Origin of the sequence: Dolichospermum lemmermannii CS-548, from assembly GCF_028330815.1 — a bacterium.
GTDB classification, from domain to species: domain Bacteria; phylum Cyanobacteriota; class Cyanobacteriia; order Cyanobacteriales; family Nostocaceae; genus Dolichospermum; species Dolichospermum lemmermannii.
Window position 1 is genome coordinate 1 of the sequence record NZ_JAQMTJ010000020.1, and the last position, 24,347, is coordinate 24,347.

19 protein-coding genes and 1 pseudogene are annotated in these 24,347 nt (G+C 39.7%); 15 read left to right on the forward strand and 5 right to left on the reverse strand.

The features are described from left to right. Positions 1–54: 54 nt before the first annotated feature. Together PN450_RS00860 and PN450_RS00865 are read right to left on the reverse strand one after the other, a co-directional pair. On the reverse strand, positions 55–765 hold the full coding sequence (locus PN450_RS00860) for a DUF2232 domain-containing protein (RefSeq protein WP_271835085.1): 711 nt from the start codon (positions 763–765) through the stop codon (positions 55–57). 13 nt (positions 766–778) lie between these two features. After that, positions 779–1,057, reverse strand: a pseudogene (locus PN450_RS00865) (Crp/Fnr family transcriptional regulator); the annotation flags it as partial. A 309-nt stretch (positions 1,058–1,366) separates the two neighbouring features. Here PN450_RS00865 and PN450_RS00870 point away from each other — a divergent pair. The 3 genes from PN450_RS00870 to prmC all read left to right on the forward strand — a co-directional run bounded on the left by PN450_RS00870 (position 1,367) and on the right by prmC (position 6,984). Next, positions 1,367–4,867, forward strand: a complete 3,501-nt coding sequence (locus PN450_RS00870; protein ID WP_271835087.1) for a hypothetical protein — start codon at positions 1,367–1,369, stop codon at positions 4,865–4,867. Positions 4,868–5,297: 430 nt separating this feature from the next. After that, positions 5,298–6,062, forward strand: coding sequence for a Tic22 family protein (locus PN450_RS00875; RefSeq protein WP_271835088.1), 765 nt, complete (start codon positions 5,298–5,300; stop codon positions 6,060–6,062). A 22-nt stretch (positions 6,063–6,084) separates the two neighbouring features. Further along, positions 6,085–6,984, forward strand: coding sequence for a peptide chain release factor N(5)-glutamine methyltransferase (gene prmC / locus PN450_RS00880; protein ID WP_271835089.1), 900 nt, complete (start codon positions 6,085–6,087; stop codon positions 6,982–6,984). Positions 6,985–7,105: 121 nt separating this feature from the next. On the opposite strand, the gene aroC is transcribed toward prmC, so the two are convergent. Then, complete coding sequence (gene aroC, locus PN450_RS00885) at positions 7,106–8,194, reverse strand: chorismate synthase (RefSeq protein WP_271835091.1); 1,089 nt, start codon at positions 8,192–8,194, stop codon at positions 7,106–7,108. A gap of 219 nt (positions 8,195–8,413) precedes the next feature. On the opposite strand from aroC, the gene ftsH reads away from it, so the two are divergent. Together ftsH and PN450_RS00895 are read left to right on the forward strand one after the other, a co-directional pair. Further along, positions 8,414–10,321 (forward strand): ATP-dependent zinc metalloprotease FtsH, encoded by a 1,908-nt coding sequence (gene ftsH, locus PN450_RS00890; RefSeq protein WP_271835093.1) that lies wholly within the window; start codon positions 8,414–8,416, stop codon positions 10,319–10,321. Positions 10,322–10,414: 93 nt separating this feature from the next. After that, positions 10,415–10,759: a DUF760 domain-containing protein gene (locus PN450_RS00895; RefSeq protein WP_041458567.1), complete on the forward strand. Its 345-nt coding sequence runs from the start codon at positions 10,415–10,417 to the stop codon at positions 10,757–10,759. 147 nt (positions 10,760–10,906) lie between these two features. Here PN450_RS00895 and PN450_RS00900 read toward each other — a convergent pair whose 3' ends face one another. After that, a complete protein-coding gene (locus tag PN450_RS00900) occupies positions 10,907–12,109 on the reverse strand; it encodes an HhoA/HhoB/HtrA family serine endopeptidase (protein ID WP_271835094.1) in 1,203 nt (400 codons plus the stop codon). 257 nt (positions 12,110–12,366) lie between these two features. Between PN450_RS00900 and PN450_RS00905 the strand changes: the two genes are divergently transcribed. After that, a complete protein-coding gene (locus tag PN450_RS00905; RefSeq protein WP_148761248.1) occupies positions 12,367–13,254 on the forward strand; it encodes a LysM peptidoglycan-binding domain-containing M23 family metallopeptidase in 888 nt (295 codons plus the stop codon). Between the two features lie 190 nt (positions 13,255–13,444). Here the strand turns inward: PN450_RS00905 and PN450_RS00910 are convergent, their stop codons facing one another. Then, positions 13,445–13,717, reverse strand: coding sequence for a hypothetical protein (locus PN450_RS00910; RefSeq protein WP_148761247.1), 273 nt, complete (start codon positions 13,715–13,717; stop codon positions 13,445–13,447). Between the two features lie 408 nt (positions 13,718–14,125). Between PN450_RS00910 and PN450_RS00915 the strand changes: the two genes are divergently transcribed. From PN450_RS00915 to PN450_RS00955, 9 genes are all read left to right on the forward strand, one after another. Further along, positions 14,126–17,158, forward strand: a complete 3,033-nt coding sequence (locus PN450_RS00915; protein ID WP_271835097.1) for a DUF1574 family protein — start codon at positions 14,126–14,128, stop codon at positions 17,156–17,158. A gap of 75 nt (positions 17,159–17,233) precedes the next feature. Next, on the forward strand, positions 17,234–18,733 hold the full coding sequence (locus PN450_RS00920; RefSeq protein WP_148761245.1) for an MBOAT family O-acyltransferase: 1,500 nt from the start codon (positions 17,234–17,236) through the stop codon (positions 18,731–18,733). 173 nt (positions 18,734–18,906) lie between these two features. Further along, positions 18,907–19,989 (forward strand): photosystem II q(b) protein, encoded by a 1,083-nt coding sequence (psbA, locus tag PN450_RS00925; RefSeq protein WP_271835099.1) that lies wholly within the window; start codon positions 18,907–18,909, stop codon positions 19,987–19,989. A gap of 125 nt (positions 19,990–20,114) precedes the next feature. Beyond that, a complete protein-coding gene (locus PN450_RS00930) occupies positions 20,115–20,639 on the forward strand; it encodes a Ycf51 family protein (RefSeq protein WP_271835101.1) in 525 nt (174 codons plus the stop codon). A gap of 164 nt (positions 20,640–20,803) precedes the next feature. Continuing rightward, positions 20,804–21,982, forward strand: a complete 1,179-nt coding sequence (locus PN450_RS00935) for an iron-containing alcohol dehydrogenase family protein (protein WP_271835102.1) — start codon at positions 20,804–20,806, stop codon at positions 21,980–21,982. Then, a complete protein-coding gene (locus PN450_RS00940; protein WP_271822058.1) occupies positions 21,979–23,184 on the forward strand; it encodes an aspartate aminotransferase in 1,206 nt (401 codons plus the stop codon). Before PN450_RS00935 ends, PN450_RS00940 begins: the two co-directional genes overlap by 4 nt. Before the next feature lie 39 nt (positions 23,185–23,223). Beyond that, positions 23,224–23,481, forward strand: a complete 258-nt coding sequence (locus PN450_RS00945; RefSeq protein ID WP_213713160.1) for a hypothetical protein — start codon at positions 23,224–23,226, stop codon at positions 23,479–23,481. Positions 23,482–23,574: 93 nt separating this feature from the next. Continuing rightward, positions 23,575–23,763 (forward strand): hypothetical protein, encoded by a 189-nt coding sequence (locus PN450_RS00950; RefSeq protein WP_271835104.1) that lies wholly within the window; start codon positions 23,575–23,577, stop codon positions 23,761–23,763. Between the two features lie 145 nt (positions 23,764–23,908). Further along, the gene (locus PN450_RS00955; protein ID WP_039202188.1) at positions 23,909–24,169 is read left to right on the forward strand and encodes a UPF0175 family protein; all 261 of its coding nucleotides are present in this window, start codon (positions 23,909–23,911) and stop codon (positions 24,167–24,169) included. Positions 24,170–24,347 lie beyond the last annotated feature (178 nt).

The window sequence follows — 24,347 nt, forward strand, 5'->3', positions numbered from 1 at the left end:
ACTCCTGACTCCTGACTCCTGCCTCCTGACTCCTGACTCCTGACTCCTGACTCCTCATTCATAATCCATCAACACTTGCACCCAACGAGGTGGACGGGGAATGGGATTTCCTAAGCGATCCAAAAGTAACAAAGCAGTAAGATGGACTATAAACAAGTAAATAAAATTATTAAGAACAATGAAAGCGATCGCTCCTAATTGAATTAATAATAAATTGGGAGTCATTAACAATTCCAACTTTAAAAAAATCCATTCAATAATTTCTGTCACTTGGTTAATCACATAAACCCACAAATCTTCCCCCGATAGCACAGACAAAAACCACAGCCGAAAAAACACCCCCATAGTCCCCAATAACGTCCCTAAAGTCATCGAAACAATCCAGGGGACACGACGATACCAAGTCACCCCCAATAGCACACCCATCAAGCCAAAAGGCATGACAAATAACAAACTGCGGAATGGACCCATCAACACAGACAACAGCAATCCAGAAGTCACCGCTGCCATCCAAGCTGCCCGTTTACCCCAACGTAAATAAACCAAAGCAATAGGGATAGGAAAAAATACCCGCAATACAGGACCCAAAGGAAAATAAAAATTAATAAACCAAATTAAACTCGCCGTACTTGCTAAAAAAGCCGTTTCCACCATCCTCAAGGTACTCTCAACTTTAAGAGGTTGGTACTGTAATTGACTTTGGGGAAGAGATTCAGGAGATGAATCTTTCTCTGGTTCTTCTGGGAGCAAATCAACAATACTCATGCAGGTAACTAAATTAAACGATGGTTTTTTCCAAAGCTGACCAATCGGGAATATGAATTATATCTTGATCTCTGACAATCAAACCCTTTTTTTCTAATTTTGTCAGCACTCTTGTCACAGTTTCCCGTGCCAATCCACTTAAACTACTTAACTCGCGGTGGGGTAAATTAGGAATTTCCGTGCCTGTATTCTCTTGTTTGCTTTGCCCCTTTGCCAAAAATAGCAACGTATCCGCCACCCGTGACTGACTATCTGATTCCCGTAACCGCAATTTTCTGTTAACTTGTCGCAACCCATTAAATTACAACCACCTTTAATAGAGATTGTCTGAGATTACACCAACTATGTTATAAAAATTTCAGAGGGAACAGGAAAAACTCATGTTTAAGTTCCCTGCTCCCAGTTAAGAGTTCCCTGTTCCCTTGTCATAACGACAATTTTTAACGCCAACCTACTTAGAAGTATTATTTGATTTTCCTGTATCCCTCACGAGAGTGCATGAATAACACCACGCAATCGCGTAGACTGCGCTCTGCGCTTAAAAACTACCTAAACCTGAATCTTCTAAAATTTTGTACATTTTTAACTAAGGTAATTTAACGTGACTTCCCATATTGATGAAATTCACCAACTAATTGCAGATATTGATCACTTACTGTCTCACACAGCTAAAGGCATTTCTAAGTTCCTGTCTAACCAAGGACAACAGGAAAAAGACGTTTTACAACGAGTGCATAACTTCTTGGTGCGACTGAGTGAGGAAGAAGTATCAAAAGATGATGTCCTACCGGAAACTACAAACCCACTTCCCACACCAAAATTTTCATCTCTCTTGACACAATTTAACCAAGAGGTTAATGTTCCATCTGTATTTGAGTCTGGTTCGCATCAACCAGAGCTTAGTAATATTGAAACAGGACAAATCAAACAAGAATTAATGGTCTTAATTCAGCCTTTACAAGCGGAATTATCCAGGCTGTTAGCAGAAAGAGCAGATTTGATTCAGGAAATTAGGCAACTAGAGCAAAAGCGACTGCAAAACCATTCATTAAGTCAGCAGTTAGCGAACCAAGACGAAATGATTTCTGAATTTTTAGAAGTCCTCATGGGTCGTTTAGTGCCACATCTAAAATCAAATTCTGCGGTAATAATTAACCCTGATTTACAGAATTTAGAAGCAATTACTTCTGCCATTCAACCTATTTTAGAATCAGCAGAACGGGTAGAACAGTTGGCAAATTTGGCTCGGAATTTAGATCAACGCTTACTGTCTCTAGATGGATCTGTTAATACTATTTTTGAAGCCCTAGAACGGAATATTAACGCCTATTATCAATCCTTATCCCAAGCATTAGCTAAAATGCACAATGAGGGGATGCAAGGTGAACAATTGATGGCGAAGTTTCTCAATAATTTGACTCAATATTTACAACAACAAGTCTTGATTAATGAGTCTTCTATTTCTGATGTCAACACTGAAATAGTTTCGGCATCACCATTATTAACTGAGTCCTCTGTTGTTGAACAATTAACACCTTCAGAAAATGTATCTAGAGAACTTCCGACTGCGGCATCACCATTATTAGCTGAGTCCACGGTTGTTGAACAATTAACACCTTCAGAAGATGTACTTGTAGAACTTCCTGCTGCGGAAATATTGCCAATTGATCTGGATACAGAGTTGTTACAAGAGCCAACACAATCTGCAAAAGATCTACAGTTAACAAATACTGATGAAGTAGCTGAACTTTATGCCAGTTTCTTTAATACTGAAATTTCTTCACCGCTAAGTTTCTCATTTTCTCCTGATATTTTGCTGAAGGAAGATGAAAGTTTATCCATTGCTTCTGAAGTGGTTAATCATGATTTATCAGCATTAGAAATTAACAGTTCGACAGTTTCTAGTCTAGCTGACAGCACTACGTTAGCAGAACCAAATTCTGTGGATACAATTACAGTTCTGACTGATTTGTTAGTAGATATGAGTCATGAACAAGTACCAATAACAGTTATCAATCAATCAGATAATTCCCACATAGAACCGGAAAATCAGGATGTAGCTTTAGATAAATGTCAGGAAGTAGATTTAAGTTTGACAACTCAGACATATATAGAAGCAGAAAAAGAAGATTTTCCTCAAGCTTCAATTACCGGTCAGCAATCTCCAATTACCAGTCCTCAACCCTCAATTCCCAATGATGAAAATAATCATCTTGTCCCAGAGGATACTTTAAATACGACTTGGTATTTAGGAATTGATATTGGCACGACAGGAATTTCTGCGGCTTTATTAAATCACTCTAAATTGGTAGTTTATCCAATTTATTGGTCAGCAGAAAATCAAAGTGGTGATGCTTCCTTTCAGCAATCATTCCGGTTACCAGCAGAAGTTTATTTACCGACAAATTCAACTTCTCATCAGGTGAAAAATGGACAATCAGAATCTTCCCCTCATCTTTATTCAGCACAGTTAAAGCCTTATTTACAAATAGCAGTTCCCTACCAGCAAGAACGACAAAAATGGGAACCAATGCTGCAATTAAATGAGTTTTCCGCAGGTCCATTGATTTGGGTAGTGCGATCGCTCTCTAAGCTACTATCAACTCTCAGAGCTAGTCAAACTAGTACCACACCAGCTTTAATTGCTAATGCTGTGGGAATGAATATACCAACTTTTTCCAAGGTAATTAAGAATATCGCTGGTGTCATCTGTACTTGTCCTTCCAGTTGGACCGAACAATATCGCTTTAATGTTCGAGAAGCGATTGTGACTAGCGAACTTATCTCTCATCCTCAACAAGTCTTTTTTGTGGAAGAAGCGATCGCCAGTTTACTGCCAGAATTAGACAGTGCCAATGGTGAATCTATCCAAATCAGCGAAAAGCAGGGTTTACGGGCTTTAAAAACTAGCAATTATCTCCTGGTAGGTAACACTTTAGCAATTAATATTGGGGCAACGTTAGTAGAAATGACCTTGGTAGATATACCAGCAAATCTGGAAGAATTGGTACATAAAAACTTCATGCTCCACAATTTTGCCTACTCTGGTAAAGGCATTGAACAGGATATTATTTGTCAGTTACTATTACCACCAAAATCCCGCCAACTTCGCCAACCTGGACAATCTCATCATGAAGGAGCGAATGCTAATCCTTGGCATTGGCAACCCTCAATTCCCGGTTTAGACCAAATGCAATTCTCTAATTTGGGTTTAGAAGGACTGGTACTACCCAAAGTTGGAGAACCAGATACACAAGCACGGATTCGTCTCCAGCAACGTCTAGAAAGTTCTCTCCTGGGACAAGCCTTATTAGATGCAGCATTGGCTTTAAAATTGATTTTACAGCACCAAGAAACCTTTACCCTAGAATTCGCCGACCAACGTTGGGTATTACAGCGCCGAGATTTGGAAAGTCAAGTCTTTGTTCCCTTTGTCCGTCGTCTCAATCGAGAGCTTAACAAATTATTAGTAGCCCGTGGTATTCCCACCGAAGCTATTAATCAAGCTGTCCTCAGCGGTGGTGTGGCTTCCGTCGGCACTATTAACCGTTGGTTACGGCAAAAATTGCCTAATGCCAAAATTATTCAGGACTTATACCTTGGTGAAAACGGCGCTCCTAATTGCAGTCGAGTTGCACTAGGTTTAACTATGTTACCGTTGCATCCCCAAGTTTTAGACATACCTAAACAACAATACACAGATTATTTCCTATTCTCTGAATTGCTAAAACTATTGCCCAACCGTTCTTTAACCTTTGGTGAAGTCTTGCAATTATTTGAAAGTCGTGGTATCAATACCCGTATCTGTCAACAGCGGTTATTGGCTTTCCTAGAAGGTGAACTACCACCAGGCTTAATTCCTGCGGCTTCAGATTACCTTTGGCTGACCCATCACTCCCAGGAAAATCTCGACTACAAAGCAATTGATTCCCTCAAAGCAGGCATAAACTCTCCACCACTATTTGAAAAACAAGGCAATCTCTCCTATCGTCCCAATTTACAACAAGTCCAGTTATTACTACGTTATTTAGATGCCATTAAATCTAGTACCGTGCAATCCCTAGAAGAACCATATAGTTACCTTTTACATAGTCAAGTATAGGGCAGAGGAGCAGGGGGCAGGGGGATTTTACTTCTTCTTTTTTCCTCCTGACAACTGACCTTTTGGGAACGTTAGATACAATTAGAGCGTCTCTAAATAGAGGACTCAATGGCAAAACATCAGGATCTTCTTTCTTCCTAGAGAAGACATATAATAGGGTTTTCAGGCTTTTGGGTGGGATCATGGAAATGAATAGCAAAGTAAAAATAAAAATAAACTAACTTTAGTGCGTATATTCAGTTTCTAGAGATGATAATATCATCACAACCCGACGCTCATGTTGGGTAACATACGTCAACCCAACCTACAAATCAAGACTTTTTTCGATTTGGACAAGGTATTGATATAACTGAAACTGGTGATTGGTGCATAAATCTCACAATTTGTCTAGTTGCTGGCATTAATGAAATTATTGACGGGAGGAGTGATCATGAAATTATTAGTTCGTTGGAGCTTAACATTGGGTTTGGCTGGTAGTGTAATGTTTGCGGGAATCTTGGGAATAAATAATCTCCAAGCCCTAGCACTACCACAGGAACAGGTGGTAAAAACTTTACAAGAAGTACCAGTTTTTACACTAACTAATCCCAAAGGAGAATTTGTAGTTATCTCCAAAAAAAATCAATCTAAAACTATTTCCCAAATAGGCTTTTTTATTAGTAAGAAAGACGCTCAACTTTTCCTAGAAAATCGGCTTAAAAAAGAAAATCCCCAGTTAGCAAATACTATCCAAATCACACCAATTTCTTTAGCCGATTACTATAAATTAGTAGTAGAAAATAATAAGAAAAAAGACTCTAATGTAATCTTAACTTTAGTCCCCACAAAACAGCAAGTGGATGTGGCCATAACTATGCTGAATACCAGTGGTAGCCCAGACAAAAAATTTAATGGTATTCCTTTATTTGTGCCAAAATTGAAGAAAGATAATAGCTATCTGACCATTCCCCAGGGAAAAAATCAGTTGATTCCTTTCTATTTTGAAAAAGAACAAGCAGTAGCTCATTTAGAAGCCTTCAAAAAGGCTAAACCACAGGAAGCAGCGAATACAGAAATTCAGGTATTAGATTTGTATAGAGTGATTGAAACACTCAGTAGTAGTAATGATCCCGGCACCAATAAAATTTTCTTGTTTCCCTCACGGGAATCAATAGAATTTATTCGTTCTATAGTTCCAAATCAACCAAAAAAATAAAAAATCATCTTTACCTCCTGATATGTTAAAGGCAAATCAAATAGTTTCTGGATTAGAACTTTGGCAGTGGCGAAAAACCGCAATTCAAACAGCTATAGCCTCGGACATATCCCCAATGGAGGTAGATTGGCTATTATTAACAATAGCTAATTTAGACCGCTTGGCACTGCGTTTAGAGTCTTTCAAAACATGGCAGCAAATCTCCATAAAATTGTCCTTAACAGAATTAGAGCAATTGTGGCAAAGGCGATTAGATGACCGTTTACCGGTTCAGTATATTGCGGGAATGACAGCTTGGCGAAAGTTTCAACTCACAGTTTCCCCTGCGGTCTTAATTCCCAGACCAGAAACAGAAATATTGATTGATTTGGCCGCAACTGCTGCTAACGGTGAAGCCAAAGCAGGTCACTGGGTGGACTTGGGAACGGGTAGTGGGGCGATCGCGCTAGGATTAGCTGAAGCATTCACAACCGCCACTATTCATGCTGTAGATATCAGTCCAGCCGCCTTAGCCATTGCTCAAACCAACGCTGAAGATTTAGGTTTTCGGGAACGGATTCAATTTTATCAAGGTTCTTGGTGGCAACCCCTAGAATCCCTCAAAGGTCAGTTTAGCGGCATGATATCAAATCCGCCCTATATCCCCAGTAATACCGTACTGACCTTACAACCAGAAGTAGTCAACCATGAACCTCATTTAGCCTTAGATGGTGGTGCAGATGGTTTAGACTATATTCGTCATTTAATTGATATTTCCCCTAATTATTTGCGTCCTGGTGGGCTGTGGTTAATTGAAATGATGGCAGGACAGGCAGAAATGGTGCGGGAATTGTTGGAAAATAATGGTAATTATATCAATATTTCCATTCATGCTGATTTAGCCGGAATTAAACGTTTTGCAGTGGCTTCTAATTGCAAATAAAAAATACTCCTTGCATTCCTCTCTGCGACTCTGCGTGAGACAAAAAAAGATTTTGGAAAAAAGAATATTTTGCTATTAAATAGGGTAATTCCAGATAAACACCCCATAAAATTCCCACTGCCTACAACACCTTACACTGCCCATGATGCCTTAATAAATGATCACATAAAACCAAAGCCACCATAGCATCAACCATTGGCACAGCGCGGGGTAAAACACAAGGATCATGTCTTCCCTTCCCAGATAAAAGAGTTTCTTCACCTTCCTTAGTTACGGTTTTTTGTTCCTTTCTAATAGTAGCCGTCGGCTTAAAAGCCACTCGGATAATAATATTTTCACCGTTGGAAATTCCCCCTTGAATTCCGCCCGAACGGTTAGTTACTGTTCTAATTTCGCCACTTTCATCAATATAAAATTCGTCGTTATGTTCAAAACCTGTTAACAAAGTTCCGTCAAAACCAGAACCGATTTCAAAACCTTTACTTGCGGGTAGTGACATCACCGCTTTTGCTAAATCTGCTTCTAATTTATCAAAAACAGGTTCGCCTAAACCCTTGGGAACATTCCGCACCACACATTCAACCACACCACCGATGGAATTACCATCTCGACCGGTTTGTTCAATTAATGAAATCATGGTATTAGCAATTTCGCCATCTGGACAACGGACAATATTGCTTTCGACATCTGCTAAAGTAACGGTATTCGGATCAACAACACCTTCTAAATCCTTAATTCGCTTGACATAAGCAATAACTTCCACATTTGCCACTTGATGTAAAATCTTTTTAGCGATCGCACCAGCAGCAACTCTACCTATTGTCTCACGCGCCGACGACCTACCACCACCTTGCCAATTTCTGAATCCATATTTAGCATCATAGGTAGCATCTGCATGAGAAGGGCGATATTTTTGCGCCATTTCATCATAATCTTCGGGACGAGTATTTTTATTTCTGACTAAAATGGCAATTGGTGTTCCCAGAGTTTTCCCCTCAAACACCCCAGATAAAATCTCACAGGTGTCCGCTTCTTTGCGAGGAGTCGTAATTTTACTTTGTCCTGGTCGTCTTCTATCTAACTCAAATTGAATTTCTTCGGCAGAAATTTCCAGTTGTGGGGGACAACCATCAATAATAACGCCCACACCGCCGCCGTGAGATTCGCCAAAAGTAGTGATACGGAAAAGATGACCAAAAGTGCTGCCCATGATATTCAGGAAATACAGACCGGAATATGTATTTTACATGGAGTTGGGCGATCCTGCGAAAAATCAAAAATTCCCCATGACAATCAGTTATCTTAAAGACTCTCACTTTGTCCCCTGTCACCTGTTAATAATTGAGTCTGGCAGTTAAACTAGATAAGAAAACTGTAATTTCTAGATTTGACAATTTCACCAGAAAAACAGCCATAAAGGATAACTATTATGAAAAATTTGCACAAAAATGCTTTAATGAAACAGCGTTTATCAAGTTCGTCTCAGCGTCATGTTTTAACTGGAGTCATAGCTGCTGGGTTGATGATGTTGCCGGGGCTAGTTGGTAGTAGTCCCGTTTTAGCGCAGCAAAAGCCAGAGCGGAATTCTTTAACCTATGGGCAATTGATTCAGAAGGCAGATAAAGGAGAAATTAGAAAGGTAGAGTTGGATCAAACTGAACAGATAGCTAAGGTTTATTTAGCTGGACAAAAGCCGGACACCATACCTTTACAGGTGCGCCTTTTAGATCAAAATACCGAATTAATTAATAAACTTAAAGAAAAAAACGTTGATTTTGGTGAAGTTTCCTCCGCTGGTAATAGAGCCGCTGTGGGGTTGTTAATCAATCTGATGTGGATTTTGCCCTTAGTGGCTTTAATGCTATTGTTCCTGCGCCGTTCTGCAAATGCTTCTAACCAAGCCATGAGTTTTGGTAAATCTCGCGCTCGGTTTCAAATGGAAGCGAAAACAGGGGTAACATTTAATGATGTTGCGGGAGTCAAAGAAGCCAAAGAAGAATTAGAAGAAGTTGTGACTTTCTTGAAACTTCCAGAAAAATTCACAGCGGTAGGGGCGAAAATTCCCAAAGGGGTGCTGTTAGTTGGACCACCTGGAACTGGGAAAACCCTACTCGCAAAAGCCATTGCGGGGGAAGCAGGTGTACCTTTTTTCAGTATGTCTGGTTCGGAATTTGTAGAAATGTTCGTCGGGGTAGGTGCTTCCCGTGTCCGGGATTTGTTCAAAAAAGCGAAAGATAATGCGCCTTGTTTGATATTTATTGATGAAATTGACGCAGTAGGTAGACAACGGGGTGCGGGTATTGGTGGTGGCAATGATGAACGGGAACAAACTCTTAACCAGCTATTAACGGAAATGGATGGTTTTGAAGGAAATACGGGAATTATTATTATTGCTGCTACCAACCGTCCAGATGTCCTGGATTCGGCTTTATTACGTCCCGGACGCTTTGACAGACAGGTAATTGTGGATGTCCCCGATTTGAAGGGAAGACAGGAAATTTTGACAGTCCACGCTCAGAATAAGAAGATTGATCCTAGTGTATCTTTGGAAGCGATCGCTCGGCGCACTCCTGGTTTTACAGGTGCAGATTTAGCCAATTTACTCAACGAAGCTGCTATTCTCACCGCCAGAAGACGCAAAGAAGCTGTTACCGATTTAGAAGTTGATAATGCGATAGATAGAGTAGTTGCGGGTATGGAAGGAACTGCTTTAGTAGATAGCAAAAATAAACGCCTTATTGCTTATCATGAAGTCGGACACGCTTTGGTAGGTACGTTGGTTAAAGGTCATGATCCTGTGCAAAAAGTTACTCTCATTCCCAGAGGACAAGCACTGGGTTTAACTTGGTTTACTCCCAATGAAGAACAGGGTTTAATTTCCCGTTCCCAAATTTTAGCCCGCATTGCCGCAACTTTAGGCGGTCGTGCAGCGGAAGAAATCGTGTTTGGGAAAGGGGAAGTTACCACAGGTGCGGGAAATGACTTACAACAAGTTACCAGTCTGGCTCGACAAATGGTCACAAAATTTGGAATGTCTGATTTGGGTCCAGTTTCCTTAGAAAATCAAAACAATGATGTATTTTTAGGGCGTGACTGGATGAATAAATCAGAATATTCTGAAGACATTGCTGCTAAAATTGATGCCGCAGTTCGGGAAATTGTTAACCGCTGCTATATTCAGGCTAAGGAAATAATCCAGGAAAATCGGTTAATTTTGGAACGAGCAGTTGATTTGTTGATAGAAGAAGAAACTATTGAAGGTGATCTATTCCGCACAATGGTCGCTAACCATACTCAAGTTAAAGTTATTAATGAGCAGGTGTCTGTACCCTGTTAGAAAGTTTCCTTTTCCCTTTTCTCTGTAGAAAATGCGCTACTCTATGAATATGGTTTAGAGTAGAATCAGCAGTTACGCTAATATAAATCGCCAATGGTGTTTGATCCTGACTTTTTACAAGACGACTCTGAGCAACACCCTAATCAACTTCTGAATGATCGCTTTGGGGAAAACCCAAATCAATTACTTAAATATTTACAGCATCAATCCCCCGAAGTTTTAGCCCGTGTCGCCCAAGCTGTCAGCCCTGAAATTAAACAAATCATTTCCCAGAATGTCCAAGGACTAGTGGGAGTGATACCGACAGAACATTTCAATGTCCAAATTACAACAGACCGGGACAATCTAGCGGGAATACTAGCATCGGCAATGATGACAGGTTATTTTCTCCGCCAAATGGAACAGAGGATGCAATTGGAACATTTATCCAATCAATAGGAATCAGGAGTCACCGAGTCAGGAGTCAGGAGTCAGGAGTTCACAAAGAACAAAAAAACAAAGAAAGAACACAAAGAAAGTTTCTTCCCCTCCCCCTGCTCCCCTCCCCCTGTTCCCTGTTCCCTGTTCCCTGTTCCCTGTTCCCTACTATTGGGGATAATTTCCGGCACGGACTTTAAAGATTTGAGTTTTACCATTGCGGTTGACTTCTATTGCGAGAATGTCCCCAACGGTACTTGATTCAACTATCTTCTGGACTTGGGCAGAAATTTTTATTTGTTTGCCGTTAATCTTTTGAATCACATCACCAGGAAGTAATCCTCCTGTCTGCGCTGGTGATTTTTCCATAACTTTTCTAATGACAATTCCCACATCTGGCTGAATGTTTAGTTGATTTTCCTCTTTCAGTCGCTGTTTTGTAGTTGTGGAAATATCTATCATCTCAATTCCTAAAAATGGGTGAGCAACTTCTCCTTTGGTAAATAGTTCATTGGCTACACGGAAAGCGGTTTCAATGGGGATAGCAAAACCAAGTCCTTGAGCATCAGCACGGATAGCGGTATTCACACCAATAACCTGTCCTTGAGCATTTAAAAGTGGTCCTCCAGAATTACCAGGGTTAATTGCTGCATCTGTTTGGATAAAACTCACGCGCTTATCAGGAACACCTACTTGGGCGCTAGTTCTGTCTGTGGCACTGATAATGCCAATAGTGACAGTATTATCTAAACCTAAAGGATTGCCAATTGCGATCGCCCATTGTCCAGGAATCAAATTTTGTGAATTACCTAACTTGACTATCGGCAACTTATCGGCAGAAATTTTGACTGCGGCTATATCTGTTACCGTATCAATTCCTACGACCTTTCCTTCAAAAGTCCGCCCATCTTTGAGGGTGACTTGAACTGTATCTGTATCTGCCACTACATGAGCATTAGTTAATAACTTGCCATCTTCGGTCAGAATAAATCCTGAACCTGTCCCGCGCTCAATTTTTTCTGAGGGCATTAGTCGTTCATCCTCTTGGAAAAAATGCCGAAATAAGGGATTTTTCAAAGCTTCAGTCATCGGATTTGATATTTTCCGAATTGCATTAATCCGCACAACCGCAGGACCAACTTTGCTGACAGCAGTGGCGATAAAATTGACATTATCACCTCCTGGAGAATTGAGTATGCCATTGACAGGTTGGGGAACAACAGATTCAGCAGGTAAAGTTACCGCCACATTTTTTAACTGTTGAAATGAAAGATTGTGTGTCCAAAAATAACGACTAGCAAAGATACCACCACCAGAGCCAATTACCACCAAACCTAGATAAACAGCCAGTTGTTTCAAAGATAACTTCATAATAATTAAGAATAATGGCGCTCAAGGACAGATGGAAGCTTATCTCTTTAGTGTAGTCAAGCAAACGTTCAGTGAACAGATCATTTGACATATAAATATTAGAAATTTGTCAGCATATTCGGGGATCATATCTACTTCTGGAATTTCATCATGAATTTACTCAAAATAGGTAGTAGAAAGATAGAGGAAAAACTTTATCCTATCTTTAACAATTCCCCACTAAAATCTAAAAATTAGCGATTTCTGGACTTATTTGCATGAAATTTTCCTATTGTTCACTATGTTTTTTGAGCTTATTTAGCACTTTGGGTTTATTATCCATACTGCCACAGTCACAAAGCGTTAATGCTAGTCCAGGAAGTTGCCCGGTTCCCGCTTTAGCTCGTATCCAACGTCATCAAGTTAATCGTGGTGAAACTTTAGCAACTATAGCTAATCGCTATAATTTAGCACCAGAAACAATTATTGGGATTAATCCATCCGTGAAGAATGGGGTAGTAAATCCAGGAACAGAACTGCAAATTCTCCCTTTCAATGGCATTGTTGTCGAAGTTCCTCGTAATCAAAACTGGAAACAAATAGCATCTAAGTATAAAGTCCGTCCAGATACAGTATTTGAAATCAATGGTTGTCAGAAAACCCCTAAATTTGTCTTTTTACCGATACTTCCAGGGGTAATTACTGCTCCTGCTGCTACTTCTGGGACAATTGCTACCGCACCTAGTACCCCGGCTGGAAACATTACTGGTTATCCCTTGCCAAGTAGTACAGATGTTGCATTAGCTTATGGTTGGCAAATTCACCCGATTACAGGAGATGTTTTCTTTCATAGTGGCGTAGATTTGTTAGCACCAGTAAATACTCCTGTGACAGCGATCGCTCCTGGAATCATCGTCTTTGCCAAGGAACAAGGTAGTTATGGCAAGTTAGTCATTATTAACCACGCAGGTGGCTTACAAAGCCGTTACGCCCAACTTGACAGCATCAAAGTTACTCTCGGTCAAACAGTCAACAAAGGCGATATTTTGGGAGCAGTCGGAACTACCGGACAACCAACCTCCACACAACCTCATCTTCATTTTGAAATGCGTTCTAACGGTTCCCTCGGTTGGGAAGCAAAAAATCCCAAAGAGTTTTTAAAGTGAGGAGTATGGCTAACGCGACGCTTCGCTATCAGGAATTCAGGAATTCAGGAATTCAGGAGTTCAGGAGTCAGAAGGAAGAATAAAACTACCCAATGACAACGGACAACGGACAACTGACAACTGACAACTGACCAATCCGATTAAAACTTCGGGACGCAAAATAGAATGATTTTCTGTTAAGGGTGTGATGTTAGTTGCGGCTGGTATTGGGTGTACTCCTTGGGAATTGACCCTTGTCTAATTTGTGATCATCTGGGAAATTGAGAACAGGTAAGCGATCGCCTCGTAATAATTCTTCACTTGCTTCACCCAGTCCGATTAATGCCTCGCCCGTAGCTTTTTGAGCCATGAGTAGCATCAGTATAGATACTGTACCAACTTGTAAAAGACAAGCAGGGGAAATAGTGAATGCAATGCAATTTAATCCAGATTGAGAAAAGAACTGTTGGTTTACGGATGGCATTGTAATTTTCAGTAATTAGTAGACGTTTATTTAGTCATCTTCAGATGACTTTTGCTATGAGACTGGGAATTTATTCCCAGGCGGGCTACGGTATATTACATCAATGTTAACAGTAGAAAAATATAGCAGGAAACGGGGAAAAGGTTAAAACTATTTTGGTGTCTGATAGCACCGCATAATGTTGGTAATGTTTTATTTATCCCTTGCAGAAGGTATTGACTCCTTGGCGCAGCACCCCTACCTCCTGATTTCTAAACTCTTGATATAAGACTATCTTTGTCAATTTTGCAAGCTGCAAAGGTAACAAAATTGTTAAAAAAAACGGCAAAATGTGATAATTCTATGATTCTAGTTGACAAGTACAGCCGAAATTCCCCAATACAACCTTGCTGTTAAATTCCACCGCCCATGAAAACAGTATTACTTGATAATCGTCAAAATTCCTTAGTGCAATGGGTAAGCCAAGCAACAGGTATAAATACTTTCGGGGTAAAAGTCCGATTGCTAGGTAATGACCTACATATTCTCTGTGAAAGCGTTGAATGTCCACAACGTTGGCAAACCTTATCGGAGTTACTGCAAGCGCTACAGCAAACCGATGTAGATACCCTTACCAATGACGAACAACCGTCAATATACCAGATATTAATTTATGGTCGAAAAAAAGGGGAACACCGTCCCGAATGGTGTCATCGGGTGTACTTGAATCAACTAGAGCAACATTTAGAACAGGTAGAACAGTCACTATTATCACAAACAGAAACGCCTATAAATCCCGGTGGCTCGTTAATTATCTCTAATGAGAGTCTGGCACGCCAAGGAGATGCCGATGCCATTGCTCGCTATTTGAGCGAACATCTCAGCCATTTAGGGATAGCAATACAGGTAAAAATTCAACCCTCTCCGGCGAAAAATAACTCTCAGATAGTCGTTAATCGTCTGTGGGTATTTTGTCAGTCTAGCTATAGCCCCGATTCATCATTACTGGCAGAAACGGTAGCCCAAAAGCTCAGATATTTGCAGCTTGTTGGTTATCAGGATGGGATCATTGTAGCCCAAGTTCGCGGGGAAACCGACCCAGATTGGCGGGTAAGAGTAGATTTAACACCTCCAGAGGTGATGTTAAAAGAATGGGCGCGGTGGGGAGATGTGCAAGCGATCGCTAAAATATTAACAGAGGAATTATTAGGCTTCAAAATAGCACTACAAACTTCTCTCAGAGAATCTACTTTACACATATTTTGTACTCCAGCTTTTGACCCCTTAGAAACCGCCCCTGCACCAGATAAAGAAACCGCGCTACAGTCCATTGTCCCCCTGCTAAAAAATATTGCTCCTCAAGCTATTATCTCAGCCGCCATATACGGACAAAAAACAGCGGATAAAAAACCAATTTGGATAGACTGGGTATCTTTACCAGCATCCCAGCATCCCACCCTAGTGACATCTGCTTGGGAACTTGCCCGTACAGGTGATCAACCAGCAATTATTTTTTTACTAGAGCGGTTGCTTAATCCTGACCTAGATTGGCGATTGAAAACAGGTGGTATTCGGGTATTACTAGTTTGCAAAGAATATTTATTACACATCATGTGTGATGCTACCGTTTGTCCCACACGCCATCAAGTTTCTCGGAAAGTGACTCAATTTATCCGCCAACTGAAAATTCATGGTATTACAGGTGTCCGTGTTTATGGTCGTCGTGCTGGTGATAAAGAACCCGTATGGCATCATGGAGTTGATCTAGAAGAACGTTCTCGATTAGTCCCCGAAGCAACACCAGAATTTGCTGCTACATCAGAATATGTAAATTCCCTGATGATCGGTGAAAACGGTGAAGAAATTTTGCGTCCTGATTTAACAAATACAAAAGTACAAAGTTTTATCAAAGAAAAAACAAAAAATTGGTTAACAAATACCAATAAAATCATCAGAAATTTACTTTTAAACAGTCAACTATTTACATCATCTAATCAAGAAATAGATGAAAATCCCGACAATCAAGGAATTAGCAGTGGAATGATTTGGCTGGCATTAGGATTACTTCTCGCGTTACAAAGTGATTTCATGTTAGGCTATTTTGTCGCCCATACTATTAAGAATTCACCAAAAGCTACTAATAATACTATTTCGCCCTTATCCTCACAAGCCCCAGCATCTTTACCATTACCAAATAATCAGAAAACATCATTTTTAAATCAATCAGGAACAACCGAATTACCTAATAATGATCAATCTGCTTTTAATGCTTCTGAATTTATCAATGAAAATGGTTCTCAATCAGAAAATTTACCAGCCGCACCATTAAAAGAAAAAGCTACAGCTACAGCGATTTTATTAGCAGCTAGATCACAAACGCCCAGTTTTAATGCTAGGCAATTAGATGAACAATTAGCCCTCTATAAACATCGTTTAAACACCAAAAAACGTCCACCAGATGTTTTGATTATTGGTTCTTCTCGCGCCCTGAGAGGAGTTGATCCTGTCGCCCTTTCTAAAGCTTTAGTCACCCAAAATTATAGCAATATTGATATATTTAACTTTGGTATTAATGGAGCAACAGCCCAAGTCGTTGACGTTCTTATCCGTCAGGTTTTAAAACCTGAAGAATTGCCAAAAGTTATTTTATGGGCAGATGGTTCTCGCGCCTTTAATAATGGCAGAGAAGATATTACTTTCAATGCAATTGAAACCTCACCAGGATACAAGGAAATATTGCAAAAAGCCAAAACAACGGTCAAAAATAATGAATTTCCTCATAACCCAGAAGATGGAAAAGAAAAAATTAGTAGTAAACCTAAGATAGAAGATATTAGTATCTATCAAGTCGCTAACGATTCGTTAAATCAGTCTGTAGCTAATTTATCTGCTAGTTATAAAAACCGTGATCAAATTAAAATTCTTCTCCAAAAACAACTTCAATATCTACCTTTTAGCTATCAAAATCCCCCGATTAAATCAAAAATTAATCTCACCCATGATTCTGAAATAGACAATAATTTTTCTCTCCCCGGAGTTGATTTTGATGGATTCTTACCTTTATCTATTCGCTTTAATCCCAGCACATATTATCAAAAACACCCCAAAGTTTCTGGAGATTACGACAACGATTATAAATCTTTCCAATTAGCAGGTAAACAAGATCAGGCATTCCATTCTATGTTAGAGTTTACCAAAAATAATAAGATCTCCCTTGTCTTTGTCAATATGCCCCTTACTTCAGATTATTTAGATCCTGTACGCACAAAATATGAACAACAGTTTCAAGAGTATTTATTAAGCTTTACCAATCATCCTCAATTTATATATCGTGATTTAAGTCAGCTATGGCCAAAAGCAAATGATTACTTTTCAGATCCTAGTCACCTCAATCGCTATGGTGCTTATGAAGTATCAAAAAAACTGGCTATAGATCCAATGATTAGCTGGCCAACAAAGTGATTAAATAGGGAAGAGAAAAAAATACTTATCTTCTTTCTTCCCAATCACAAATTCAAAATCATAAATTAATCAAAAATGAAATTTATATCAATTTTTTACGGGCTGTTTTTGTTGAGTGTTTTAGGAATCTACTGGACTGTTAATTTAGCAAATATAAGATTATGGATACTGCTAATAGCCAGCCTTGTTTTCTACGCATCTTTGCACATTCAATATTTACCATTACTTTTAGCACTAACTTTTATTAACTTCCGTCTAGGTTTAGAAATTGGCAGCAATACTTCACCAGGAAAGCATTCTCAAAACTGGAATTTATCTAACGAAGAACGGCAATTTACCCAAGCTGACTGGAATCAACGTCGTCTCAAAGTGTTGTCGATTGGTATAGGTTTTAATGTTTTTATTCTTTTAGGTTTTAAATACATAAATTATTTCCTAAATTTAGTTTTTAATCAGCCGACAAATTCACCAGAATCATTAATTAAGTTAGTTGCACCTTTAGGAATTTCTTTCTTTACATTTGAATGTATTGCTTATTTAATAGATGTTTATCGTGGTGCTACTGCTACTACTAAATTTATCCAATTTGCCACATATAAATTATTTTTTGCCAAACTAATTTCTGGGCCAATTACTCGTTACCATAATTTAGCAATTCAATTTGATACCCTAAGATTTCCCAGCATTGATAGAGTTGCTGAAGGACTGTGGTTAATTGCTAGAGGTGCGGTTAAAAAAGGTATTTTCGCTGATAATTTGGGTATATTTGTGGATTTATGCTTTGGTAACTTACAAAGAGCAGGTAGTACAGATTTGTGGTTAGCTACCTTTGCTTATGGCTTGCAACTATATTTAGATTTCAATGGTTATGTTGATATTGCTCGTGGTAGTGCTTTACTATTTGGTTTAGTTTTACCGGAAAATTTTGATTTTCCCTACTTCAGTACCAGTATTGCCGATTTTTGGCGACGCTGGCACATCACATTGGGTGATTGGTTGCGTAATTATCTTTATTTTCCTTTAGGTGGTTCTCGACGCGGATTAATGCGTACCTGCGGAAATTTACTAATAGTAATGCTAATAGCTGGTATCTGGCACGGTTCAGCTTGGGGTTTTATTATTTGGGGTGTGTTGCATGGTATCGCTTTAGCTGGGCATCGTCTCATTAGTGTATTAAGCGATCGCTTGACAATTCTTAACTTATTTTGGAAAAACCCGCTAGGAATAATTTTTGCTTGGTTTTTGACACAAATCATGGTTTTTACATCTTGGATTTGGTTTCGTCTCCCCAACCTCCAAGACTCTGCTTTAGTTATTCAACACCTTTGGGGTCATGGGGGTGATCAACAATTTGCCGCAAAGGTCTATATAGAAGCTCTAAATATGAGTCAATATCAAATTTCTTATTTGCTGCTCGGCATAGCTTTGCTGATGAGTATTTCTTATGCTTTTAAACGAGAAATGAAATTAGAGTTTAGCTGGCCAATTAAAATTGTTTTTGTCCCCTTATGCTTTTATGCAGTTTGGTTACTAGCGCCTGAAGGCAGTTTACCTTATATATACTTTGATTTTTAGGAGTGAATTTGCGGCTGCAATTTCTGTAAACCTCATTACATTAGGAAAACATATAACTGATATAACTAATACTAATTCTAATTATCTTTACAAATTTAAACTTATCCTCTAATGTTGTATACAGGTAGGCAGAACCACCTACCAACATCATAAGAAAATAAAGCAATTATAAAATGACCACAACCTTACAACAGCGCTCCAGCGCTAACGTATGGGATCGCTTTTGCGAGTGGATCACCAGCACGGACAACCGTTTATATATCGGTTGGTTTGGTGTACTAATGATCCCTACCCTGTTAGCCGCTACTACCTGCTTCATCATCGCTTTCATTGCTGCGCCTCCCGTTGACATTGACGGTATCCGTGAGCCAGTTGCAGGTTCTTTGATCTACGGAAACAACATCATCTCTGGTGCAGTTGTTCCTTCCTCTAACGCTATTGGTTTGCACTTCTACCCAATCTGGGAAGCAGCTTCCTTAGATGAGTGGTTGTACAACGGTGGTCCTTACCAATTGGTAGTATTCCACTTCTTAATCGGTGCAGCTTGCTACTTAGGCCGTGAGTGGGAACTTTCTTACCGTTTGGGTATGCGTCCTTGGATCTGTGTAGCTTTCTCTGCACCTTTAGCAGCAGCTACCGCAGTATTCTTGATCTACCCAATTGGTCAAGGTTCATTCTCCGATGGTATGCCTTTGGGTATCTCTGGAACATTCAACTTCATGATCGTGTTCCAAGCAGAACACAACATCTTGATGCACCCCTTCCATATGTTGGGTGTAGCTGGTGTATTCGGTGGTTCTTTGTTCTCTGCAATGCACGGTTCTTTGGTAACTTCTTCCTTGGTTAAGGAAACAACTGAAACCGAATCTCAAAACTACGGTTACAAGTTCGGTCAAGAAGAAGAAACCTACAACATCGTTGCAGCCCACGGCTACTTCGGTCGTTTGATTTTCCAATACGCTTCTTTCAACAACAGCCGTCAATTACACTTCTTACTAGCTGCATGGCCAGTATTTGGTATTTGGTTCACCGCTTTGGGCATCAGCACAATGGCGTTCAACTTGAACGGTTTCAACTTCAACCAATCCGTTATTGATTCTCAAGGTCGCGTTATCGCTACTTGGGCTGACGTAATCAACCGCGCTAACTTAGGTATGGAAGTAATGCACGAGCGTAACGCTCACAACTTCCCCTTAGACTTGGCTGCTAGTGATGTTGCTCCTGTTGCAATGAGCGCTCCTGCAATCAACGGTTAATAATTAAAGCTTTGTTAATAGCTTAATTACAGAATCACCCTCCAGAAATGGGGGGTGTTTTTGTTTTTGTGTAAAAATCTGGTGTTGCTGATAGGTAAGATGGTAATATCCGTAATTAAAACCTTATGCCTAGTACCGCTAATTTTCTGCAATATACCCAATGGTCAGGTATTGCGACAATAGTATTTGCAGTCCTGACAATCTTAGCTTTCATTCTTAAATGGGGCTTTCGCTTTCGACTGGTGGGTGCAACTGGCTTTATGCTGGTACTGACAGGGGGATTATTTTCACTTTCCCTCGTTCCCCTGAGTCGCACAATTATTCCTGGTGCTGTCAAGTACAGCCTAGTTTATGATAACGGTTCTAACCAAACAGTAATTGCCGTCGCACCAGAAATTACTCCCACAGAATTAGAAGCAACTTTACGTCAAGCAGCTAGTAACCTTTATTCCTATGGTCGCTTAGGTACTGGTGGTAGTAAGGAAATGATAGTCCGCGCTCGCACTATTATCCACCCAGAAATAGGGTTATCTGTACCGCTGTACTTGGGTCAAATAAATCGCACTTTGGTCAGTCGTGAAGACCCAGAAATGGTGGTAGAAGTTTATTTAGATAAATTTGCTTCATTACCAAAACCCACTGCTTCATAGGTAATTGGTAATTGGTAATGGGTAATTGGGAAGAAAAATATTCTCCTCTTCCCCCTGCCCCCTGCTTCTTTCTTGTTTGCACATTTTTTGGTCATCTATCATACAATAAAGATTATTTTAAAATTTGATTAAGAAATATCAATAGTTTTGGCAAAATCAAGATCATGCCTAATCAACATTCTACTGAAACTTTGTCCACTCAAACCTCTAGTTCATTTTTCAGCCTTTCTGTTTCCCCTGGGAAAGTAATTCGCGGTGCGGGTGTGTTGTCAACCGTTGCGGGTGAAGTTGCTAATTTGGGAACTCGTCCCTTAATTATTGCTGGAAATCAGACTCTCAATCTGAGTCAAGAGAGTTTACAATCTCTTTGCCAATCTCCAGAATTACATCCTTTGTCAGTTTCCTATGGTGCTGATTGTTGTGAAGCTAGTTTGAAAGCCTTACGCAAAGCCGCTAAAGAACATAAAGCTGATCTGATTATCGGTATTGGTGGTGGTAAAGCCCTGGATACGGCTAAATTAGTCGCCCACCAATTGACATTACCAATTGTGACAATTCCCACTTCTGGGGCTACCTGTGCGGCTTGGACTGCCCTTTCTAATGTCTATTCAGAAACCGGGGCGTTTTTATATGATGTGGCTTTATCTCGCTGTCCTGATTTGCTGATTTTGGATTATAATTTAGTTCAGACTGCACCTCCAATCACATTAATAGCAGGAATTGGGGATGCGATCGCTAAATGGTATGAAGCATCAGTGAGTAGTGGACATTTGCAACAAACTTTAATTATTGCTGCGGTTCAACAAGCGCGAATTTTACGCGATATTTTATTGCAAAAGTCTGCTGCTGCGTTACAGTCTCCAGGTGGGGAAGTTTGGCAAGAAGTTGTGGACGCAACTGTACTTCTCGCTGGAGTAATTGGGGGACTTGGTGGGGCGCAATGTCGCACAGTCGCTGCCCATGCAGTTCATAATGGCTTAACTCATATTTCTGGACATGGTAGTATTCACGGGGAAAAGGTCGCTTATGGTATCCTGGTACAACTGCGGTTAGAAGAAATGATCCAGGGAAATCAATTAGCAGCGTCAGCAAGACAACAATTGTTGAAGTTCTATGCAGAGATTGGACTACCCCAAAAATTAGCAGATTTGGGATTAGGTAATATTACTCTGGGTGAGTTACAAACAGCAGCAGAAATTAGTTTAGAACCTAATTCTGATATCCACCGTTTACCGTTTAATGTAGCGTTGGAACAATTGATGGCTGCAATGGTCTCTACCACTGCACCAATAGATGTTAATCGTGTTTCCACCAGGGGAATAAGTGACGAGGTGAAGGAATGAGTTTGAGTTGGATTTCTCCCGCAGAACGGATACAAAAATTGCCGCCTTATGTGTTTGCCCGTTTAGACGAATTAAAGGCTAAGGCTAGAGAACAAGGGTTAGATTTGATTGATTTGGGTATGGGTAATCCTGATGGACCTACTCCCCAACCTGTGATAGAAGCGGCTATGGCAGCTTTGCAAAATCCCGCTAATCACGGTTATCCTCCATTTGAAGGAACGGCTAGTTTCCGTAAGGCGATTACTCAATGGTATCATCGCCGTTATGGTGTTACCCTTGATCCTGATAGTGAGGCTTTACCCTTACTTGGTTCTAAGGAAGGTTTGGGACATTTAGCGATCGCCTATATTAATCCTGGTGATACTGTATTAGTACCTTCACCATCTTACCCTGTGCATTTTCGTGGACCGATTATTGCTGGGGGAGTTATCCATAATTTAATTCTCAAGGAAGAAAATAATTGGTTAATTGATTTAGCAGCTATTCCTGAGGAAGTGGCTAGAAAAGCGAAAATCCTCTATTTCAATTATCCTAGTAATCCTACCGCAGCCACAGCCCCCCGCGAATTTTTTGAGGAAATTGTGGCCTTTGCACGGAAGTATGAAATCCTTTTAGTCCATGATTTATGTTATGCAGAATTAGCTTTTGATGGTTATCAACCCACTAGCTTGTTAGAAATTCCTGGTGCTAAGGAGATTGGTGTCGAGTTTCACACTTTATCTAAAACCTATAATATGGCAGGTTGGCGCGTTGGTTTTGTTGTCGGAAATCGTCACGTTATCCAAGGTTTACGGACACTGAAAACCAATTTAGATTATGGCATTTTTTCAGCTTTGCAAACAGCAGCAGAAACAGCTTTGCAACTTCCTGATTCTTATTTACATGAAGTGCAACAACGTTACCGCGTTCGTCGAGATTTTTTAATAGATGGTTTGGGTAAGTTAGGGTGGAATATTCCCAAAACGGAAGCAACTATGTATTTGTGGATAAAATGTCCGGTGGGAATGAATTCTACAGATTTTGCTTTGAATGTTTTACAGCAAACTGGGGTGGTTTTGACTCCTGGAAATGCCTTTGGTGTGGGTGGTGAAGGCTATGTGAGAATTAGTTTAATTGCAGATTGCGATCGCTTGGGTGAAGCTTTACAAAGATTCAAGGAAGCGGGGATTTGCTATCAGTCGGAAGTTTCTGTTTCTGCGTGATAATTAAGGTGAATACACAATCTCAAAAGAATTAAGGTTATGACAATTCTGGAAAAGGTAGTAACTACCATGCAGCAGTTACCTATAGATCAACAGCAGCAAGTTCTCCGGTTTATTGAATTTCTGGCATTTGAATTGGGTAATCACCAAGTTAATCAAGATTCGGAAAACTCAAATCTAAAAAAGCCTGAAGCTTCTCCTCATGATCTATTGAGAAAATGGGAAGGAGTTATTGAAGGTGGGGTAGACGATCTTTCTTTTAATAAGAAATATATGGAAGAATATGGACAGAAATGAATCAGCAGATAATTCTTGATACTGGTGTTTTGGTTGCTTATTTCAGGAAATCTGATCGCTTTCATCAATGGGCTGTAACTCAATGGAGATATTATGAACGAGAAAAGACAATATGAAATAGAAGATGACTTAAAAGAAGAATATGATTTAAGTCAACTAAAAAATCCTATTCGGGGTAAATATTCTCAACGGTATCAAGAAGGGTATAGTGTTACTATTCATCATGAAGATGGGACAACGACAGTAGAACATTTCCCTAAACAAAATGATATGATTAAGTAAGTCGGCACGATAAAATCAATATACATTTTTTTCGTAAAAACCCTTAAATAACCTATCTATAAGGTATTTGTCGAATTTACATTTCGTTACATATGTTGATTGTTTAACGCCAACTTACTTATTCTTGATCCTGATGTGAAACAATATGAGTAAACTAATCTTAGAAATTCCTGATCAAGTAACTGAGGGATTACGTCTACCTCCTGATGAACGTCTGCATCGCATCCGCACTGAATTAGCAATTAGACTTTATCAAAAAGGGATTCTTTCTTTTGGTAAAGCCCGTGAATTGTCGCAATTAAGTAAATGGGAATTTCATGAGTTATTGGGACAAGAAAATATTGATCGTAGTTATGATTTAGAAGAGTTAGAAACAGATTTAGAGACATTAGAAATATTATCATGAAAGCAGTTAGTAATTCATCGGTTTTAATTGCTTTAAGTAAGTAGAACGGCTTGAATAATTCAAAGTTTGTAGTGAGGAATTTATTCCTCATTTGAGGGCTGAAGCCCTTACTACGAAATCATCTCCAGATTTCTTACATTACTTAATCTACTTTGATTTATTTTCGTCTACTTACTTA

Coding starts and splice junctions, on each gene's coding strand:
- PN450_RS00910 (WP_148761247.1), bottom strand. CDS start 13,717: ATGCCATCCGTAAACCAACAGTTCTTTTCTCAATCTGGATTAAATTGC.
- PN450_RS00935 (WP_271835102.1), top strand. CDS start 20,804: ATGCCTAATCAACATTCTACTGAAACTTTGTCCACTCAAACCTCTAGT.
- PN450_RS00860 (WP_271835085.1), bottom strand. CDS start 765: ATGAGTATTGTTGATTTGCTCCCAGAAGAACCAGAGAAAGATTCATCT.
- PN450_RS00930 (WP_271835101.1), top strand. CDS start 20,115: ATGCCTAGTACCGCTAATTTTCTGCAATATACCCAATGGTCAGGTATT.
- PN450_RS00955 (WP_039202188.1), top strand. CDS start 23,909: ATGAGTAAACTAATCTTAGAAATTCCTGATCAAGTAACTGAGGGATTA.
- aroC (WP_271835091.1), bottom strand. CDS start 8,194: ATGGGCAGCACTTTTGGTCATCTTTTCCGTATCACTACTTTTGGCGAA.
- PN450_RS00875 (WP_271835088.1), top strand. CDS start 5,298: ATGAAATTATTAGTTCGTTGGAGCTTAACATTGGGTTTGGCTGGTAGT.
- PN450_RS00940 (WP_271822058.1), top strand. CDS start 21,979: ATGAGTTTGAGTTGGATTTCTCCCGCAGAACGGATACAAAAATTGCCG.
- PN450_RS00920 (WP_148761245.1), top strand. CDS start 17,234: ATGAAATTTATATCAATTTTTTACGGGCTGTTTTTGTTGAGTGTTTTA.
- PN450_RS00905 (WP_148761248.1), top strand. CDS start 12,367: ATGAAATTTTCCTATTGTTCACTATGTTTTTTGAGCTTATTTAGCACT.
- ftsH (WP_271835093.1), top strand. CDS start 8,414: ATGAAAAATTTGCACAAAAATGCTTTAATGAAACAGCGTTTATCAAGT.
- psbA (WP_271835099.1), top strand. CDS start 18,907: ATGACCACAACCTTACAACAGCGCTCCAGCGCTAACGTATGGGATCGC.
- PN450_RS00945 (WP_213713160.1), top strand. CDS start 23,224: ATGACAATTCTGGAAAAGGTAGTAACTACCATGCAGCAGTTACCTATA.
- PN450_RS00950 (WP_271835104.1), top strand. CDS start 23,575: ATGAACGAGAAAAGACAATATGAAATAGAAGATGACTTAAAAGAAGAA.
- prmC (WP_271835089.1), top strand. CDS start 6,085: ATGTTAAAGGCAAATCAAATAGTTTCTGGATTAGAACTTTGGCAGTGG.
- PN450_RS00900 (WP_271835094.1), bottom strand. CDS start 12,109: ATGAAGTTATCTTTGAAACAACTGGCTGTTTATCTAGGTTTGGTGGTA.
- PN450_RS00915 (WP_271835097.1), top strand. CDS start 14,126: ATGAAAACAGTATTACTTGATAATCGTCAAAATTCCTTAGTGCAATGG.
- PN450_RS00895 (WP_041458567.1), top strand. CDS start 10,415: ATGGTGTTTGATCCTGACTTTTTACAAGACGACTCTGAGCAACACCCT.